The organism is Haloferax sp. Q22 (assembly GCF_001482285.1).
Taxonomy (GTDB): Archaea; Halobacteriota; Halobacteria; order Halobacteriales; family Haloferacaceae; genus Haloferax.
The window spans coordinates 122104-137582 of record NZ_LOEP01000014.1; the positions used below are offsets into that span (position 1 = coordinate 122104).

Genomic DNA, 15479 nt, shown 5'->3' on the forward strand with positions numbered 1-15479 from the left:
AAGGTAGTTGTGTAACAAAAACGTCGGTGAGACATCATTATCGGGGGTTGACGGGTGCTTGATGGCGGCGTAGTCTGCCACCGATTCGGTGGAGAGGGCCATCCTCTGGTCTGAAATAGGCGTTCTCAGTGAACAGTCGGTGCGTTCCGAACGCTGGTTGGCTTTTCAGTACAGAAACGCGTCTCCACGACCTCGGAGGATAATTTTGATGCGTGCCTTTGTTTCACCAAAGTCAGATCTATATCACTGATCATCGCACAGGAACCGGCTAGCGAGGCTGACCGGCGCAGTGCTCTCGACTCGATCGTCCTGCTGACCATTCCAGTCGGCATCGAACCGTATCATAGTCACTTTCCGGAACGCTATCTGTCTCCGCGGAAACGCTCCGACAGTACGTCTATGGTATTCTTAACTCATTGTCTGATTCAAGCGTAGAGACGGCCGTGTTCGTCAAAATCACGGAGTTGATACACCAATTCACGAATCTGCGATACTTCACCGTGACAGAATATGGTCTCTAAGCACCATTCGCATTGGTGCATATGGCCAGTAGTTTCGATTATCTCCTGAAAATCGTGTTGAATGCTATGGAGGTCACCAATACTCGGCTCGGTCGATGAACTGAGCGAGCAAGAGCGTGAAGAACTAGTCGAAGAACACAGTGTGGAAGAGCTCCGCACTGAGCACACCGAGGACGAACTCACGAAGCTCGGCGTCACTGCCTGAAACAGAAGTTGTCCCTCGGCGAGTGATTTATTTATAAACCGTCTCAGATATTCCCTTTGACAATTTCTGCGATGCGTTCACGGTCGAACAGCGTCACGTCCTCAAACGAATCTGGGTAGATGTCTTTCGCCGCCCGGTCGGTATGGTAGAAGTTGATAATTGGGCCTTGGTCAAGATAGCCAGCGCTGTAGATGGCACCGTCTTGAACTGCTTGTACACTGTTCGATCCACCTTCTTCTTGCAGTGGCTCGACAACTTCTGTTTGGAACTCAGATTCGGACGCTCCTCCGTAATTCCGCACTAGTAGTACCTCGGGGTCGATTTCGATCAAGGCTTCTAGATCAAGCGTTCCCCTGTCAGAGAAACTGTAGTGTCCCACATCTGTCGCGGCAAGTGCATCGGTCAGACCGAGTTCGCGCCACTGCTTGGTGCTGACTCCTCCATCATCAAACCGAAACGGATAGAATTGGAACCCTGATCCGTCAGCCGGATACACCAGTAAGGCAGTTGGTCGCTGGTCGGCCGGTGGCAAGTGCTCATCAATGGACTCGAGCATCTCCTCGTGGAGTTCGACGTACGCTTGGTAGCGCTCCTGTGCCTGAAAAACCTCAGCCATCAATTCGAAGGCCTCATAGAGGCTGTAGTAGCGGTAATCGTGCCAGTCGTCACTATGACGACGGATAAAATTGCCAAAGAACGGGCCGAGGTTCTCCGAAACCTCATCGACGTCAGCCTGGTCCCAGTCGTACCAGAGTCGCAGGATATGTTGGTCAACGAAATGGACGTCGGCATTCATTTCATAGAACAGTTCCTTACTCACGCCGCCTGCAACGAGTTCCACGATGTCATCTGCGTTAAATTCTATTCCGGGGAGTTCCTCGAAGGCCTCGTTCGCAAACCGGTTGTGGTTCTGAATGCCGAGTGTCTGCCCACCGCCGAGTGCAAACGCCATATCGGCGAACGTCGGTAGCAATGCTGTCCACCGCTCGGGCGGGCTATCGAACTCAACCGCACCCATCGGCTCGATTTCGACAGTGTACGAATTATTCGTTTCCGTCCCAGCATCCGTTTCAGAGACGGCTTCCTGTGTCGATGATGTGCTTGATTCTGTCGACGAACTCGTTGACTGGGAGTTGCTCGAGCAGCCCGCAAACAGACCGCCACCGATGATTGCCCCGCCGTACCTCAGGTAGTCACGCCGCGTCGGCGCCTCGTGGTCGCTGGAATCGCTTGACATATATTTTAGGCCTACCTAAATACTCAAAAACGTTCCGAATTTTAGGCCTGCCAAAATATCAGCGAGGCGCACCGCAGCGCGGACACATCGGCGGGCCGCTCTCGGGCAGCGAGCCCGCAGTGTGGACACGCGCTGCCGTCAAGTGTGGTGATCTCTTCGACCACCTCATCCGTGGCTTCCCGACTCGACTCGCTCGTCCCGACTCCGTCTGGTGCTTCGCCGGTCAGTGGGATGCAGGGCGAAGAAGAGCGGGCGTTCAAGTTCGCGATCCGAAACTGTGGCGTCTCGCCACGGCTAGTTGCATATCGCGATATACAATTTATGGCGGCCACCACTCCACCTCGTGCCTTACGCAGAGACCCGTGACAAGCCCAACAGCTACTGCAGCACGTGCTCTTCGACGGTCACGGACTCGTCGGTAGATTCGAACACGTCGGCCAGCGTCTCGCGCATCGCCTGCCGGCGGAAGGACCGCCGGCGCTCCTCAGAGAGGTAGTTCGACATGACGATGTCGGCGCTCTTCGACCCCTGGTCGGCGGCGACCCCCTCCAGTTGGGCGAGCATCTCGTCGACCGCCGCCTGATAGGCTGTGTACCAGAAGCGCCGACAGAGCTTCGCGGTCGGGACCTCACCGTCGACGGTCACGCCCGCCTCGTCGGCGAGGCGTTTGAACCGCCGGTTGACCGTCTCGCGGGCGATGTGCCCCGAGGCGGCCCGCGAGGAGGGAAACAGCGCGCCGTTCCAGTCGTCGTCCTCGGCGAGCGCGTCGATTCGGGCGGCGACGGCGTCGACGCCGTAGAGGAGCGCGACGGTCCCCGGGCCGTTCTTCCGCGCTTCGAACTCGATGTGCGGGTCGTCGCCGGAGAGAACGAGTTGCGACGCGCGGAGCGACGCGAGTTCGTTCGGGCGGAGCCCCCACCCGGCGAGACCGAGGACGAGAAGCCGGTCTTCGAGGTCGTCGGCGACGGCGTACACGTCGCTCACTTGGTCCGCGGTCATCGTGCGGTTGTCGGGTTGCCCCTGCTCCCAGCGGAACTGCTTCGCCGCGTTCTCGACGGGATTGTACCGCGCGCGCCGGAAGTCCACGAGGTACTCGTAGAACGACCGGACCGTCTGGAGGTATTTGAGCTTCGTCCCGTCGGTGGCGAGTTCGGCGTCGAACTCGTCGAGGACCGCGAGACAGCGGTCTATCTCGTCGGGTTCGGCGTCGCGGTCGTCAAGTCGTGAGAGCAGGTCGGCCGACTCGTGGCGGTCCCGGTAGACTCGGGCGAACCGCGCGAGGTGCGTCCGGCGGGTCGGCAGCGTCGAGTCCGCGAGGCCGCGCCGCGATTCGAGCATGTCGAGGTAGGACTCGAACGCCTCGACGGTCCGGTCGTCGTCGATGCCCCAGTCGTAGCCCTCGTCGGCGTCCTCGTCGCCGAGGCCGACGACGCCGACGAAGAACTCCCGCGGCGTGAGGTCGTGTTTCTCGCGGAGCGCGTAGGCGATGCCCGACCAGCCGCGTTCGGTCAGCCACGCGTAGGTCGGCACGTCCCGCGTCGGGTCCATCCCGTCGCGGTCCATCGCGGGCGCTATCGTCTCCCAGTAGAACGCTTCGAGTTCGTCGAGTGACTTTCGCGACCAGTTCACCGCGGCTCACCCCGCTCGAACCGGCCGCCGCGTCGCGTTCCGTGCGCCATCGTTCTGCATGCAGGGCGTGCCGCGGACGGATTAACACTTTCTCTCGTCGCGGGCGACGACGCGTCGGCGGTGGCGTTGCACCCACCGGCCGACCCGACCACCCTATATATGACGGGTATTAGATATATTGGGGAGCCGTGATAACAGGAACCCACAATGTCCGATGGAAACGACGGCGGTTCGGTACTTGGGGCGGACCCGCCCGACGACGGGCCGGGGGTCGGTGACGCGGACCCAGCGGTCGACGTCGGGGCCGCGGCCGACGAGGTGGGTCCTCGAAAGCGGGACCGAGTTGGAGCGAACGATCGGTCTTCGCGGCGGGTTGGCAATCGGTATCGGGACGATGGTCGGCGCGGGTATCTTCGTCTTTCCCGGCCTCGCCGCCGGGCAGGCGGGTCCCGCGGCCGCGCTCTCGTTCGCGCTCGGGGCGGTCATCGCGCTGTTGGTCGCGCTCCCGACCTCCGAGTTGGCCACGGCGATGCCGAAAAGCGGCGGCGCGTACTACTTCATCTCCCGCGGGATGGGCTCGGCGTTCGGCGCGGTCGTCGGTATCGGTCTCTGGCTGGGACTCGTCTTCGCCTCGGCGTTCTACCTCGTCGGCTTCGCACAGTACGCTATCGCCGTGCTGGCGGAGCTGGGGATGATGTCGATGATTTCCGACTCCCAACTGCTCGTGGCAGTGCTCGGCGTCAGCTTCGGGGTCGTCCTGACAGCCCTCAGTATGTTCGGGACCGAGAACGCGACGAAGCTCCAGAACGGTATCGTGAGCCTGCTCCTCGGCATCCTCCTCGTGTTCCTCGTCTACGGCTCGCTCGACACTCTCGGGTTATTCGGCCGCCAGACCGTCCCCGAGAGGTTCATGCCCTACGGGACGCTCAGCATCTTCACCACGGCGGCGCTCGTGTTCACCTCGTACCTCGGATTCGCGCAGGTGGCGACGGTCGCGGGCGAGATAACGAAGCCCGGCCGGAACCTCCCGCTTGCGATGGTCGGCTCCGTGGTCGTCGTCGGGGTGCTGTACGTCGTGACCATCCTCGTCTCGACCGGCGCGTTCGGGAGCGCCAGACTCGCCGCCTTCGGCGAGACGGCCATCGTCGAGGTCGCCCGCTCGTATCTCGGGTTCCCCGGCGCGGTCGCCATCCTCCTCGCCGGGCTTTTGGCGACGGTATCGAGCGCGAACGCCTCGATTCTCAGTTCGTCACGCGCCCTCTACGCGCTTAGCCGCGACGCGCTGGTCCCGCCGCAACTCGCGCGAATCAACCTCCGGTACGGGACGCCCCACATCGCGCTCGCGCTGGTCGGCGGACCGACGGTCGTCCTCGTCACCGTCGGCCGGACGGAGGTGCTCGCCGAGGTCGCGTCGTTCCTGCACCTCGTCACCTACGGGCTCATCTGTGTGGCGCTCGTCGCCCTCCGTCGGTCGAACCCCGCGTGGTACGACCCGTCGTTCCGCGTCCCCGGTTACCCCGTCGTCCCGGTCCTCGGGGCGCTCGCGAGTTTCAGCCTCGTCGCGTTCATGCAACCGCTCTCGCAGGCGGTGGGCGTCGTCGTCGCGCTCGCCGCGCTGGTGTGGTACTTCGCCTACGCCCGCGACGTGCGCCTGAAGGGGGTGAGCACCGATGCGTGACTCCCCCGACGTTCGCGTGCTCGTCCCCGTCGCGGTGCTGGAGGGGCAGGTGATTCCCGACCAACTGGTTCACCTCCTCTCGGAGACGACGGTCGTCCTGCTCGCGTACCACGAGATACCCGAGCAGACGGCCCCCGAACAGGCCAGAGAGCAGTTCGAGCCGAAGGCTCGCGAGGAACTCGACGAACTCGTCTCGGTATTCGAATCCGCCGGTGCGACCGTCGAGACGCGGCTCGTGTTCACTCACGACCTGGACCAGACGACAGAGCGCATCGCCACGGAGGCGGAGTGCGACGCGGTGTTGCTCTCGAACCCCGCTCCGACCATCGACCGCATCATCGTTCCGATAAAGGAGGCTATCAACCTCGACACGATTACCAAAGTCGCCGCGGCCGTCGGAAAACGCGGAGACGTCGACCTCACCCTGTTCCAAGCCGTCCAGGACGACGGCGCGGTTCCGGACGGCGAAGCCCTCCTCGGCGAGGTCGCGAACGACCTGGCCGTTCTCGGCGTCAACCGCGAGCATGTCTCGCGCGTCGTCGTCGTCGCACAGAACCCGATCCAGGCGCTTATCGAGGGCGCGGATGACCACGACGTGGTCGTGATGGGCGAGGAGAAACCCACGCTCCGCGGCCGACTGTTCGGCGAGACCTCCGAGCGAGTCGCCGAGCAGACAGTCGGTCCGGTGCTGGTGGTACGGCGGCCCCTTGAGCCTGAGCCTGATGCCGACGACGCCGACGGTCCCGCTAACCCTGACGGTCCGACGTGAGGCAAACTCACCTCGGACCGCGTTGGCTCCCCAATGTATTCTTGTGTATATAAAACATTTCTGTTGGTACTCCCCCGACTGCCTGAGCACAACCGTCAAATCTGAAAATTATACAATTTTTACAATTTCTACAAATTGTAAATTGTTCGGGTGGATAGAGGCGTCTGAATCGGTTTCCACCGAACCTCAGTCGCTCTTTGATTATCTGGCGAATCCTGACCACTCTCGAAGCTCTGTTTGATAGCTCATATTATTGCTAAACAAATACATTTCTCTGTTGGTCAGAACACCGTGCTCGGTCCGGTTCGGCCGTCCGCGCACGACAGCCAAACCGCGTCGGCGTGCGTATTTGCATTACACTCTTAATTGTGTCATGGATGTCGAGCCATCGTCCAACGGGTGGTGGCCGTCGCCCGCCCCGCCGGTGCGGCCTCTCGATTTCCACAGAAATCTTTGGAGACTTGCTTGAATGTGGCGTATCATTGAATCTTCTCACACCAATTCCTGGTTCGTGTTCTTATATGGTCAATACGACCGGATATTCGTTTTCCTGTGTCGCTTCTTCGATGTTCCGTTCTCGCAACTTTTCGGGGCGCGTTGACCGTCCGACGTTCGAAACCGTCACTCTCGGCCGACGGACGACATCGACGAGCCGAGTGCGGCGTTGCCGGCGGCGACGCCGAGATTCGAGGATAGAGAAGCCGTTCGGGCCGCCGCGCCGGTATCGTCGGTAGCCGCTGACCCGGCCGCGACTCGGCTGAGACGTCGGTTCTCCGTTTGTGAACCGTGCCGGGCAGTCGGCGACGGGAGGACGATACCGTCGCGGAGGCGTTGGGGGTGACGCGGCCCGACTAACTGAACGTCGGGAAGTCGTCGTCGGACTCCTCCATGTTGACGTTGACCTCGATGACGTTGGCGGTGTTGACGACGCTCTCGATGAGCTGTTCGTGGTACTCCGGCTGTTTCATCCGGCGGACGGGGCCGGAGACGCTGATTGAGCCGAGGACGCGCCCGTGGCGGTTCGTCACCGGCGCGCCGATGGCCTGCAGGCCCTTTATCTCCTCTTCGTCGTTGAGGGAGTAACCCCGGTCGCGAATCGTCTCCAACTCCTCGAAGAGTTCCTCGCGGGTCGTGATGGTCGCCTCGGTCTTGCCCGGCAGGCCGTACTGGTCGATAATCCACTCGACGCGCTCTTTCGGGAGGTGCGCGAGAATCGCTTTTCCCGTCGCCGAGAAGTGGAGGTAGTCGGCGCGCTGGAGTTTGTTCACCTGGTAGTCGCTCCCCACGGCCTTCTCGCCGCTCACCTTGTAGAGGTTGACGCCGAGTCCGTGCTGTTCGGTCGCCAGATGCGCGTACTCGCCGGTCTTCTCCGCGAGTTCCTCGATTTCGGGCTTGCCGATGCGGTAGAGGATGTTCTGGTACCGGACGTACTCGCCCACGAGGAGGAACTGCAGGGACAGCCGGTAGGTGTCTTCTTCCTTCACGACGAACTTCTCGGCTCGAAGCGTGCTCAGGTAGTTGTAGACGACGCTCTTCGAGAGGTCCAGATGGTTTGCTAACTCCGTCACTCGCGCGCCGTCCAACTCCTCGAGCGCCCGAACGACATCGAACGCACGAGACACCGTCTTCAGGGTCCGCGGCGAACCGGTCGTGTGTTCGTCTGCCATAGTCCAGTTCGAAGCCCCGATGCCATATGTGTTTGTATTTGACGAACGATCACTTCTGTACGAGCGCGAACTTCGCAGATATTGCCTAGAAGTGGCGTAATTCGGAGGGTTCTAACTACGCATACTATCTATACAGGCGCTGAAACAGTTAAAAACGACTACTTAGGTCTCGTGTTCTCATTGTACAAACATCGCGGTATTTTGAGCAGGTCACCTCGCGTCGAATCGCGAGTAAAGACGGGCGTCGATGGCTCTAACGAGTGATTCCTACTTCGCCTTGGCGGGCGTTTCGACGACGCAGTCGTCGCGGAGTAACGGGTGGCAGTCGATTTGAACTAACCGATAGCGCGGGTCCGCGAAGGGCGGAACCGAGAACAGCAGTCGTCGAGCGGGCGGTCTCGTCACTCGGTCGCGAGGTCGGCGAGCGCGCCGGCGAGCACGCGGGTCGCGTCGGCGCAGTCCTCCCAGTCGGTCCACTCGCGGGGGTTGTGCGAGATGCCGTCGCGGGAGGGGGCAAAGAGCAGCGCGGCGTCGGTGACGGCCGCGACGTGCATGGTGTCGTGACCGGCCCCGGAGTGGAGGTCGAGGGTTTCGAGGTCGGCGTCGATCCCGGCGTCGTGGAGCGCGGCGCGGCAGCGCTCACTCATCTCGACGGGCTTGCGGTCCCACGGGTGCGAGAGCGCGGCCTCGACCGGGCGCTCGGCCTCGATGCGGTCGAGGCTCGCCTCTGCCTCGTCGATGACGTACTCGATGGAGTCGTACGCCACGTCGCGGATGTCGACGGTCAGGTCCACTTTCCCGGCGATAACGTTGGGCGCGTTCGGCGAGACTTCGAGTTTGCCGACGGTCCCGACTGCGGTCTCGGAGACCTCGTTTCGTTCGTTCGTCGCGCGCTCCACGTCGAGGACGAACTCGCTGGCGGCGGCGAGCGCGTCCGACCGGTCGTCCATGAGCGTCGACCCGGCGTGGTCGGCCTCGCCCGTGATTTCGACGGCACAGCGCGAGAGGCCGACGATGCTCGTGACGACGCCGGCGGGGACCGCCGCGTCTTCGAGGCGTTCGGACTGCTCGATGTGAAGTTCTATCCACGCGTCCCAGTCGGCGGCGTCGACGCGCCCTTCGCCCCGGTAGCCGATGTCAGCGAGGGCGTCGCCGAGCGGAATCCCGTCGGCGTCCTCGATGTCGAGGGCCTCTTCGACGCCCAACTCGCCGACGGCGACCGCCGACCCGATGAGGCCGCCGCCGAACCGCTGGCCTTCCTCCTCGGTGAAGTTGACGACCTCGACGGGTCGGACGGGTTCGATTCCGGCGTCCTGCATCGCGCGGACGCTCTCCAACCCCGCGTAGACGCCGAGCGGACCGTCGAAAATGCCGCCCTCGGGGACCGAATCGAGGTGACTTCCCGTGGCGACGGGTGCCGCGTCGGGGTCCGCGCTCTCTGGCTCCCACCGACCGACGATGTTGCCGACTTCGTCGATGGTGATGGAGAGACCGGCGTCCCGGAGGCGCTCGCAGAAGAACTCTCTCGCCCGCCGGTCCGCCTCGCTGCCGCTCAGGACCGTCCGCCCCCGTCCCTCGTCCGTCGGGACGGCCCCGAACTCCGCGTTCGACTCGATGTCGCTGCGGAGTCGCTGCTGATTGACTCGCATGGTTCCCGGATTCGTGACTAACCCTATTTTACTGTTTGGAATTGAGTCACATGCGTGACAGTACCGGGCGGCCGCGAACTCCCCGAAATCAGCAGGCATGATGCGCTGGATGTGGGTTCTGCGACTCTGCCCACCACCATGTCGTTCGAGGACGCGCGTCGGCGACGGTTCGGTCGCCCACGAGTGACCTGCGGGACGCCGATGTGGGCCGTCGTTTGCGACGAGGTGGGTTGACATTTGTGGAGCAATCCCGGATAGAGACGAGACGAAATTGGTCATTCTACAGTTTACTCGCGTTCGGCGCTCGAAGTGGTATCTGTTATTACATCTCTCTCGTCGCGATATGGTGATTGTACCCACACAACCACAATTTTTATCACACAGTAGCGGATTTGAGCGACTGTATGCAAGAGAATGGCAAGGGGAGCGACTCCTCCGACAGCACCGGCGACGGCACGCGTCGCAGTCGGTTCGACCGCCGTACCTTCCTCGGGGCGGCGGCGACGACCGGCGCGGTGGCGCTCGCCGGATGTACGGGCGGCGGTTCGGACGACGGCACGACCGAAGACTCGGGTTCCACGGACGAGGGCGGCGACACCGAAAACACCGACACGACCGCCGCGAGCGGCGGGAAGCAGGGCGGCACGCTCCAGTGGGGCGGCGCGGTGCCGGTGCAGGGGCTCGACCCACACATCGACACTTCGGCGGCCTCGAAGCGCGTTCTGGAGAACATCTACGAGGAAGTCGTCGCGCTGCAGGACGACTACTCTATCCAGCCGCACCTCGCGGAGTCGATGGAGCAGTCCGACGACAACACGCTCCTGACGTTCAACCTCCGGCAGGGCGTCACCTTCCACAACGGCAAGGAGATGACCTCCGAGGACGTGCTGGCGAGCTACGAGCGCGTCCAGAACGGCGACTACCTCGCCACCGGCTTCTTCGACTACGTCGAGGAGCTTCGCGCTCCCGACGACTACACCTTCGAAGTCCAACTCACCGAACCCTTCGCGCCGTTCCTCGCGAAGATGGCGACGGCGGAGCTGTCGGTCATGCCCGCCGAGAACGCCGAGAAGGACATGGTCGAAGAACCCATCGGGACCGGCCCGTACGTGTTCGAGAGCCGCGAAATCGAGACCTCGTTCACGATGTCGCGGAACGAGGACTACTGGGGCGCGTCCGACGAGGACGGCCCGTTCATCGACACCATCGTCAAGAGCGAGGTTCCGGACCCGAGCGTCCGCCTCCAGTCGTTCCTCGCCGGCGAGTACGACTTCATCAACGGTATCGCGCCGAAGGACGTCTCCCGCGTCGAGCAGGCCCCCGACGTTCGATTCGAGAAGCAGTTCCCGAAATCGCTCGTCTACCTCGGCTTGAACTGCGACGTGGCTCCGTTCGACAACAAGGACGCCCGCCTCGCGCTCGACTACACCATCGACAAGGAGAAGGTCGCCGAGGCGGCCCTCTACGGCACCGGTCAGACCACCGCGTCCCCGGCGACGCCCGGCAGTCCGTGGGTCAACCCGGACATCGAACCGCGCCCACGTGACCTCGACAAGGCACAGGAACACCTCGACGCCGCCGGCATGTCCGACGGCTTCACGGCGACGTTCAAGATTCCGCAGTCCTACCCGACGCAGGTGCAGGCCGCGGAGGTCATCGCCGCCGACGCCGCCGAGGTCGGAATTAACCTCGAAATCCAGCAGATCACGTGGAGTACGTGGCTCTCCGACGTCTACTCCAACCGCGACTTCCAGGCGACGACGAGTTCCTACCTCGCGCTCTGGTACCCCGACGTGTCGTTCTACAAGTTCCTGCACCCCAATGGGGCGTTCTTCTTCACCAACTGGGTGAACGAGGACTACAACGCGCTCGTCGAGGAGGCGCGCACCATCTACGACGAACAGGAGCGCGCCGACCTCTACCACCAGGCGACGGAGATTCTCCACGAGGAGCGCGCCGGCCACCTCTTCCTGTGGTGGCAGCCGAGTCTCTACGGGGCCGCCTCGCAGTACAAAGGCGACATCGGCGCACCCGACGGGTCGACGCTGCAGTTCGGCGACAACTGGCTCGACCGCTAACAGAGATTCCACACAATGTCGATGTACAACTACGTCTTTCGGCGCGTCGGGTTCATGGCGGTGACGCTGTTCTTCGTCACGCTCATCGCCTTCGCCGTCACCAACATCCTGCCCGGTGACGTGGCCCTGCTCATCTTGGGCCCCAACGCGACCGAACAATCGCTCGAAGCGCTCCAAACCCAACTGGGACTCAACCGCCCGCTGTACGTACAGTACATCGACTGGGTCGTCGGGCTCCTTCAGGGGAACATGGGCGAATCGCTCCGGTTCGGTGAACCCGTGGCGCAGCTCATCGCCGAGCGCCTGCCCCGGTCGATGATGCTCGCGGTCGCCGCGACGCTCGTCGCCGTCGTGTTGTCGGTCCCGCTCGGCGTCTACGCCGCCGTCAACCAGAACGAAGCGCCCGACGTGAGCGCCTCGATGTTCGCCTTCGTCGGCATCTCGATGCCGATTTTCCTGTGGGGATTGGTGTTCATCCTGGTGTTCGCCGTCTGGCTGAACCTCTTTCCGACCGGGGGGTACGTCTCCCCGAGCGAGGACCTCGTCGGGTCGCTCACGCGACTCGTCCTCCCCGCGGGGGCGATGGGCTTCGCGCTCACCGCCTACATCATGCGGATGACCCGGTCGTCGATGCTGGAGGTGCTCAGCGAGGAGTACATCAATCTCGCGCGTGCGAAGGGGATGAGCCAACGGGTCATCGTCCTCAGACACGCGCTCAAGAACGCAATCATCCCCGTCATCACGGTCATCGCGTTCCAGTTCAGCTACGCGTTCGGCGGGGTCGTCGTGCTCGAAGAGGTGTTCTTCTGGCCCGGCATCGGTCGGCTGACGCTGACCGCGATTCAGAGCCGCGACATCCCCCTGATTCAGGGGTGCATCCTCGTGGTCGCACTCATCTACATGTTCTCGAACTTCGCCGCAGACCTGCTGTACGCGTACTTCGACCCGCGCATCCGCTACGGGGGTGACGACTGATGGCGACCGAACAAGAGACCGAACGCGGTCGGTTCACCATCACGCAGTCACAGCGCGACCGTATCGCCCGGTTCGTCCGGAAGTTCCGGAGCAACACGAAGGCGATGCTGGGCTTCTCCATCGTGGTGCTGCTCGTGCTCGTCGCCATCTTCGCGCCGATTATCGCGCCGTATCCCATCGACGCGACGAACATCGAAGACCGCTCGCAGGCCCCGTCGGTCGAACACCCGTTCGGCACCGACGACCTCGGCCGCGACATCTTCAGCCGCGTCGTCATGGGGAGTCGTATCTCGCTGTACGTCGGCTTCGGCGCTATCTCCGGCGCGCTCGCGGTCGGAGCGGTCGTCGGCGTCGTCGCCGGTTACGCCGGCGGGTTAACCGACGAGATACTGATGCGCGTCATGGACGCCGCGATGGCGTTCCCACCGGTGTTGCTCGCGCTCACCCTGCTCGTCGTCCTCGGCCCGGAGTTGAGTAACGTCGTCATCGCCTTGGCGTTCGTCTACACGCCGTACATCGCCCGCGTCTCGCGGAGCGCGGCGTTAGCCGAGCGCAACGAGGCGTACGTCGAGGCCGCCGTCGCCCGCGGCGAGAGCGACTCGCGCATCGTCTTCAGCGAGGTGTTCCCGAACTGCATGGCTCCCATGCTGGTGCAGGGATCGCTGAACGTCTCGTTCGCCATCCTCGCGGAGGCGAGCCTGTCGTTCCTCGGCCTCGGTGCACAGCCGCCGCGGCCCTCGTGGGGGCTGATGATTAACACCGGTCGCGGCTTCATGGAGACCGCGCCGTGGATGTTGCTGTTCCCCGCGCTGGCTATCGGCATCGCCGTCGTCGGATTCAACATGCTCGGCGACGGACTGCGTGACGTGCTCGACCCCAAAGTGGAGGCGATAGAATGAGCGCTCCCACCACTGCAACCGACGCCGAGGCCGACGACGGCCCGCTGCTCGACGTGCGCGGACTCAGAACCGAGTTCCGCACCGAGGGCGGCCCCATCGTCGCCTCCAACGAAGTGTCGTTCTCGCTCGACCGCGGCGAGACCATGGGGCTCGTCGGCGAGTCGGGCGCGGGCAAGTCCGTGACCGCCCGGTCGCTCATGCGCCTCATCGACTCGCCCGGCGAAATCACGGGCGGGCAGGTCGTCTTCAACGGGGAAGACCTCCTGCAGAAGACGGAAGCCGAGATGCGCGACATCCGCGGCAACCGAATCGCGATGATTCCGCAGGACCCGATGTCGTCGCTCAACCCGGTGATGACCGTCGGTGAGCAGATTACGGAGACGATTCGCCGCCACCAGGTCGTCTCGAAGTCGGAGGCGCGCCGCCTCGCCATCGAGTCGATGGACGACGTCGGCATCCCAGACGCCGAAGAGCGCATCGACGACTACCCCCACGAGTTCTCCGGGGGGATGCGCCAGCGCGTCCTCGTTGCCATCGGCTTCTCCTGCGAGCCGGACCTCATCATCGCCGACGAGCCAACGACCGCGCTCGACGTGACGACGCAGGCGAAGATTCTCGACCTGCTCAACGAGATGCAGGAGCGCGAGGGGACGGCCGTGCTGATGATCACCCACAACCTCGGCGTCGTCGCCCAGACGTGTGACCACGTCGGTGTCATGTACGCCGGGAACCTCGTGGAGACTGCCGAACTCGGCGACCTGTTCGACCGGCCGCGGCACCCCTACACCCGCGCGCTCATCGACTCCATCCCGGAGGTCGATACGGACTACGACGAACTGCCGACGCTCGACGGTGCGATGCCCGACCTCGGGAATCTTCCGAGCGGGTGTAACTTCGCTCCGCGGTGTCCCCACGCCACCGAGGCGTGTCGGACCGGCGGCGACCCGTCGCTCGACGCCGTCGGTGACGACTCGTCGCGCGCGGCGTGTCTCCACGCCGCCGACCTCGACCTCTCAGAGAGCACGGTCCCCGAAGCCGGGACCGGCCGCCGCGATATCGACCGCAGCGGCCAGCCGCTGTTCGAGGTGCGGAACCTGAAGAAGTACTTCAACGCCGGCGAGGGCGTCTTCGGCAACGTCCACCTCTCGTGGGAGGGCGGCGGCCTGCCGACCGTCGAGCGGCGGCACGTCAAGGCCGTCGACGACGTGAGCTTCGACGTCTACCCCGGCGAGACCGTCGGGCTCGTCGGCGAGTCCGGCTGTGGCAAGTCCACGGTCGCTCGCACCGCGCTCCGACTCCTCGAACCGACCGACGGCGAGGTGTATTTCGAGGGACAGCCGCTCCACGAACTCGGCTCCTCGGAGATTCGGAGTCTGCGCCGCGAGATGCAGATGATATTCCAGGACCCCCAGAGTTCGCTCAACCCACGGAAGACCGTCGGCCAAATCGTCGGGCGCGCGATGGAGAAACACGGCATCGCCACCGGCGAGGAAAAGCGCGAACGCGTGGGCGGCCTGCTCGAACGCGTCGGCCTCTCGCGGGCCGCCGCGAGCAAGTACCCCCACGAGTTCTCCGGGGGCCAACAACAGCGCGTCGCCATCGCGCACGCGCTCGCGGTCGAACCGAAGCTCATCGTCTGCGACGAGCCCGTCTCGGCGCTCGACGTGAGCGTGCAGGCGCAGATTCTCAACCTCCTGAACGAAATTCAGGAAGACGAGAACATCTCGTTCCTGTTCATCTCGCACAACATCGGCGTCATCCGGCACATCTGCGACCGCGTGGCCGTGATGTACCTCGGGAAGATCGCGGAGTTCGGGAGCATCGAGCAGGTGTTCTCGCCGCCGTTCCACCCCTACACGGAGAGCCTCCTGTCAGCGGTCCCCCACGCGAACCCGGACCGTGAGACGGACCGCATCTTGCTTGAGGGGAGCGTCCCGAGTCCCATCAACCCGCCGTCGGGGTGCCCGTTCCAGACGCGCTGTCCGAAGAAAATCGGCGACGTCTGCGAGCAGGACCTTCCGGAACTCGAAGCGGTCGACGGCGGCGACCACTACATCTCCTGTCACCTCTCCGAGGAGGAAATGAGCCAGCGTGATTCCTTTATCACGCCGTCGAAGCGCGCGGAGACCAGTCCGGCCGACTCGGACTGACGCCGCCCGCGCGGTCTCTTCT

The 15479-nt window shown here is 63.5% G+C and carries 9 protein-coding genes and 2 pseudogenes; 6 read left to right on the forward strand and 5 right to left on the reverse strand.

Annotated elements, in window-relative coordinates; genetic code table 11:
* Window positions 1-425: 425 nt before the first annotated feature.
* The 3 genes and pseudogenes from AM590_RS21230 to AM590_RS04880 all read right to left on the reverse strand — a co-directional run.
* Window positions 426-602, reverse strand: a pseudogene (locus AM590_RS21230) (CopG family ribbon-helix-helix protein); the annotation flags it as partial.
* Between the two features lie 167 nt (window positions 603-769).
* Window positions 770-1744 (reverse strand): ABC transporter substrate-binding protein, encoded by a 975-nt coding sequence (locus AM590_RS04875; protein ID WP_058826531.1) that lies wholly within the window; start codon window positions 1742-1744, stop codon window positions 770-772.
* A gap of 597 nt (window positions 1745-2341) precedes the next feature.
* Complete coding sequence (locus tag AM590_RS04880; RefSeq protein ID WP_058826487.1) at window positions 2342-3592, reverse strand: tyrosine-type recombinase/integrase; 1251 nt, start codon at window positions 3590-3592, stop codon at window positions 2342-2344.
* A 207-nt stretch (window positions 3593-3799) separates the two neighbouring features.
* Here AM590_RS04880 and AM590_RS04885 point away from each other — a divergent pair.
* Window positions 3800-5270, forward strand: a pseudogene (locus tag AM590_RS04885) (APC family permease).
* A complete protein-coding gene (locus AM590_RS04890; protein WP_058826488.1) occupies window positions 5263-6039 on the forward strand; it encodes a universal stress protein in 777 nt (258 codons plus the stop codon). Before AM590_RS04885 ends, AM590_RS04890 begins: the two are co-directional and overlap by 8 nt.
* An 851-nt stretch (window positions 6040-6890) precedes the next feature.
* Here the strand turns inward: AM590_RS04890 and AM590_RS04895 are convergent.
* Together AM590_RS04895 and AM590_RS04900 are read right to left on the reverse strand one after the other, a co-directional pair.
* Window positions 6891-7706 carry an IclR family transcriptional regulator gene (locus tag AM590_RS04895; RefSeq protein ID WP_004043255.1) on the reverse strand — a complete coding sequence of 272 codons (816 nt, stop codon included), beginning with the start codon at window positions 7704-7706 and terminating at the stop codon, window positions 6891-6893.
* 401 nt (window positions 7707-8107) lie between these two features.
* A complete protein-coding gene (locus AM590_RS04900) occupies window positions 8108-9355 on the reverse strand; it encodes a Zn-dependent hydrolase (protein ID WP_058826489.1) in 1248 nt (415 codons plus the stop codon).
* A gap of 404 nt (window positions 9356-9759) precedes the next feature.
* Here AM590_RS04900 and AM590_RS04905 point away from each other — a divergent pair, with 404 nt between their 5' ends.
* Genes AM590_RS04905 through AM590_RS04920 form a run of 4 tightly spaced genes read left to right on the forward strand, consistent with a single transcriptional unit; the run spans window position 9760 to window position 15457 of the window.
* Window positions 9760-11433, forward strand: a complete 1674-nt coding sequence (locus AM590_RS04905) for an ABC transporter substrate-binding protein (RefSeq protein ID WP_058826490.1) — start codon at window positions 9760-9762, stop codon at window positions 11431-11433.
* Window positions 11434-11448: 15 nt separating this feature from the next.
* The gene (locus AM590_RS04910) at window positions 11449-12408 is read left to right on the forward strand and encodes an ABC transporter permease (protein WP_004977946.1); all 960 of its coding nucleotides are present in this window, start codon (window positions 11449-11451) and stop codon (window positions 12406-12408) included.
* Window positions 12408-13307 carry an ABC transporter permease gene (locus tag AM590_RS04915; RefSeq protein ID WP_058826491.1) on the forward strand — a complete coding sequence of 300 codons (900 nt, stop codon included), beginning with the start codon at window positions 12408-12410 and terminating at the stop codon, window positions 13305-13307. The genes AM590_RS04910 and AM590_RS04915 overlap by 1 nt, the downstream gene beginning before the upstream one ends.
* Window positions 13304-15457, forward strand: a complete 2154-nt coding sequence (locus AM590_RS04920; protein ID WP_058826492.1) for an ABC transporter ATP-binding protein — start codon at window positions 13304-13306, stop codon at window positions 15455-15457. Before AM590_RS04915 ends, AM590_RS04920 begins: the two co-directional genes overlap by 4 nt.
* Window positions 15458-15479 lie beyond the last annotated feature (22 nt).

Excerpts from the sequence above, each read along its gene's own strand:
- AM590_RS04875 (WP_058826531.1), bottom strand. The coding sequence starts at position 1,744 with ATGGGTGCGGTTGAGTTCGATAGCCCGCCCGAGCGGTGGACAGCATTG.
- AM590_RS04890 (WP_058826488.1), top strand. The coding sequence starts at position 5,263 with ATGCGTGACTCCCCCGACGTTCGCGTGCTCGTCCCCGTCGCGGTGCTG.
- AM590_RS04895 (WP_004043255.1), bottom strand. The coding sequence starts at position 7,706 with ATGGCAGACGAACACACGACCGGTTCGCCGCGGACCCTGAAGACGGTG.
- AM590_RS04900 (WP_058826489.1), bottom strand. The coding sequence starts at position 9,355 with ATGCGAGTCAATCAGCAGCGACTCCGCAGCGACATCGAGTCGAACGCG.
- AM590_RS04905 (WP_058826490.1), top strand. The coding sequence starts at position 9,760 with ATGCAAGAGAATGGCAAGGGGAGCGACTCCTCCGACAGCACCGGCGAC.
- AM590_RS04910 (WP_004977946.1), top strand. The coding sequence starts at position 11,449 with ATGTCGATGTACAACTACGTCTTTCGGCGCGTCGGGTTCATGGCGGTG.
- AM590_RS04915 (WP_058826491.1), top strand. The coding sequence starts at position 12,408 with ATGGCGACCGAACAAGAGACCGAACGCGGTCGGTTCACCATCACGCAG.
- AM590_RS04920 (WP_058826492.1), top strand. The coding sequence starts at position 13,304 with ATGAGCGCTCCCACCACTGCAACCGACGCCGAGGCCGACGACGGCCCG.